4 protein-coding genes are annotated in these 3,434 nt (G+C 45.6%); all 4 read left to right on the top strand.

Annotated features, from left to right (window positions below; all coding sequences use genetic code 11):
• Nucleotides 1-201 (top strand): hypothetical protein (locus tag VN105_RS27020; protein ID WP_325646126.1); only part of this gene is annotated, 201 nt, incomplete at its 5' end.
• An 89-nt stretch (nt 202-290) separates the two neighbouring features.
• Nucleotides 291-890: a ribonuclease HII gene (locus tag VN105_RS27025; protein ID WP_325646128.1), complete on the top strand. Its 600-nt coding sequence runs from the start codon at nt 291-293 to the stop codon at nt 888-890.
• Between the two features lie 160 nt (nt 891-1,050).
• Nucleotides 1,051-2,475, top strand: a complete 1,425-nt coding sequence (rpoN, locus tag VN105_RS27030) for an RNA polymerase factor sigma-54 (protein WP_414647270.1) — start codon at nt 1,051-1,053, stop codon at nt 2,473-2,475.
• Between the two features lie 10 nt (nt 2,476-2,485).
• Nucleotides 2,486-3,181 carry a hypothetical protein gene (locus tag VN105_RS27035; RefSeq protein WP_325646132.1) on the top strand — a complete coding sequence of 232 codons (696 nt, stop codon included), beginning with the start codon at nt 2,486-2,488 and terminating at the stop codon, nt 3,179-3,181.
• The last annotated feature ends 253 nt before the right edge of the window (nt 3,182-3,434 follow it).

The following is a 3,434-nucleotide window of genomic DNA, read 5'->3' on the forward strand; positions in this document are numbered from 1 at the left end:
GGGGACGAAAAAAGTACAACAGCCCGCAAAAAGCTGGAAGTGTTGAGAGCACAGATGAATAAAAAGCTGGAAGATGTAAAGAACAGCAGCGCCGACAAATGGGACAGCACCCGTGAAGCCGCCGATCAGCTGATGAAAAAATCCGATAAAGAGTGGACCGATTTCAAACAGGATTTTAAGGATCTTTTTAAGAAAGATTAAAAGAAGGCTGCGGTATTGCTTCAAAATTCCACAATCCTTGTTCCTTGAACATTAATCTTGTAATTTTACCCGGCTTAATAGATTTGGATTTGCTACTTTCTTACTATCAGGAATTATTAACAGAAGCCGGCTGTGATGAAGCCGGAAGAGGATGCCTGGCGGGTCCTGTGTTTGCGGCAGCAGTAATTCTGCCGAAAAAATTCAGGCACCCGATGCTGAACGATTCCAAGCAGATGAAAGCAGCCGACCGGGAGAAACTAAGAAAGGTGATTGAAAAAAAAGCAGTATGTTATGCCGTGGCAAGTGTGGATAATGTGGAAATAGACAAGATAAATATATTGAAGGCTTCTTTCAAGGCCATGCATCTGGCATTGGAGAAGCTTACGCAGCAACCGGAGTTTATACTGGTAGATGGCAACCGCTTCTACGCCTATGGCAATACGCCGCACGCCTGTATTATACAGGGCGATGGCATATATGCCTCTATAGCGGCAGCCTCCGTTCTGGCTAAAACCTATCGTGATGAATATATGCAGCAGTTACATGCTACATATCCACACTTTGGCTGGAATGAAAATAAGGGTTACCCTACCAGGCAACACCGCGATGCCATCCGGGAATTTGGCGATACGCCATTTCACCGTAAAACATTCCGTTTGTTGCCGGAGCAGCTGGAACTGGATTTATAGCCATTAACCCTTAATGGGTTATCTAAAGGCTAAATACGTGCAGCGGGGCGCTCTGTTAACCTTATACTTATTAATTTTGCCCTGACAGGGAATAATTATGTTAAAGCAGACACAACAGCAGAAATTATTACAGAAACTCTCACCCCAGCAAATTCAGCTCATGAAATTGCTGCAGGTACCTACTGTGAACCTGGAAGAAAGGATCAAGGAAGAGCTGGAGGAAAACCCGGCACTGGAGTATGGGGAAGAAGCAGGAGAAGATGAGTTCAAAGAACAGGAAGAATACGAAGCACCAGCGGAAGAAGATGAATTTGAACCGGATGGCAGTGAAAATGAGTACGACAATATAGATATTTCTGAATATGTAAGTGAAGGAGATGATGATGTAGCGGATTACAAGCTGCGTGATGATAACTATCCCGATCCGGACGAAAGCAATAAAACCATCCCGATCCGGGTGGAAACTTCCTTCCATGAACACTTATTGAGCCAGCTGGGCATGCTGGAGCTGGACGATCACCAGAATGCCATTGCTGAACATATCATTGGCAGCATCGATGATGATGGATACCTGCGCAGGGAAATCAGCTCTATGGTAGATGATCTCTCCTTTTCCCAGAATATTGACACCACAGAAGAAGAAATCAACATCCTTATAAAAAAGATACAGGATTTTGATCCGGCAGGCGTATGCGCCACCGACCTGAAAGAATGCCTGTTGCTGCAGTTGAAACGTAAGTCGCAGGACGATCCCGGCGTACACAACGCCTACCTCATCCTGGAAAACTACTTCGACGAATTTACCAAGAAGCATTACGAGAAGATCCAGAAAGCGTTAAGTCTTTCAGATGAGGGCCTGAAAGAAGCCATCACCCAGATCATCAGGCTTACACCTAAGCCAGGCGGCAATTTTGCCACGCTGAACAAGGCGGAAAGCTACGTATTACCCGATTTCTTCATTTTAAATAATGCCGGTAAACTGGAACTTACGCTCAATTCGCGCAATGCACCCGACCTGCGGATCTCCGGCGGCTACCGCGAAATGCTGAAGGAATACGACCGCGGTGATAAAAAGGACAAGCGCCAGAAAGAAGCCGTACTGTTTATCAAACAAAAAATAGATGCTGCCAAATGGTTTATAGACGCCATCAAGCAGCGGCAACATACTTTGTTATCCACCATGGAGTCTATCATGGATTACCAACGCGAATTTTTCCTTACGGGAGATGAAACTACCATGAAGCCTATGATCCTCAAAGATATCGCGGATCGCACGCAACTGGATATTTCTACCGTAAGCCGCGTGGCCAACAGTAAGTATGTACAAACCGAATTTGGTACTTTCAAGCTGAAATTCTTCTTCTCCGAATCATTGTCTACCGACAGCGGCGAGGAAGTATCCACCAGGGAGGTGAAAAAGATCCTGTCTGACCTCATTGAAGCGGAAAACAAGCGGAAGCCGCTCAGCGATGAAAATCTCACGAAAATGCTGCAGGACAAAGGATACAACATTGCCCGCCGTACAGTGGCCAAATACAGGGAGCAGCTGAATATTCCGGTAGCCCGTTTACGTAAAGAATTATAAGTACCATACCATGCAAGAACAAGCAGTTTTAGACCGGAACGGAAATATGCGTTTGGAGCCGGAGTTTCCAAAGTCAATGAAATCCCTGGCACTGGTCATTTCCTATCTCTCTCATCCGCTGTTCATTCCCCTGCTGGTAACATTCCTGATCCTCGGATCTATCCCGGAATACATGGTGGCGTTTAAGTCGTTGAGCAAAAGATTCGACTTCGATATGCTGTACTTCAGGGTAGCCATTATCAGTATCGGGTTTCCCATACTTACTCTTTTACTGGCAAAGGCGCTGAAATTTGTGTCGTCTGTTCAGATGAAAACCCAGCGCGACAGGATCATTCCATACGTAGCAATGATCACCTATTATTTCTGGGCCTTCTATACTTTTCAACAGGAAGGCCGGGCGCCGAAGTTCTATACCGCCTTCTTCCTGGGAGTATTCATCAGTGTTTCTATCTCCTTTATTACCAATAACTTCATAAAAACCAGTATGCATACAGTGGGTTGGGGCGGTGTGATCGGCCTCTTACTTTCGCTGATGTGGGGAATGCATATGAATGTATCTGTTCCGCTGGTGATCACTTTCTTTGTAGCCGGGATTGTGGCTACGTCCCGCCTGGTGCTGGCAGCACATGAGCCGCGTGAAATCTATATCGGTTTCCTGATTGGCATTCTTTCACAACTGGTGGCCTGCTGGATACTTGTAAAATAAGCGCTTCACCATTCTATCCCTGCTCCCTGCCGGTAATACTGAAACAAGTCAGCTACCAGTCAGGGATCAGGGAAAACAACATATAGAATGGCGATAAAAGACTTTTGGGGTTTAACCTCTGACCACTCCACCGTTCTTTCTTCACATGGATGCAAGGCCGCAAGGCAGGCTAACAAACAACTTTAACAAACAGTAGGGGATTAACTTCAACAACTAAACTTGACAGTACAAAAGTGAAACTTTCCCGGATGAT

Origin of the sequence: Chitinophaga sp. (genome assembly GCF_035564935.1) — a bacterium.
Classification (GTDB): domain Bacteria; phylum Bacteroidota; class Bacteroidia; order Chitinophagales; family Chitinophagaceae; genus Chitinophaga.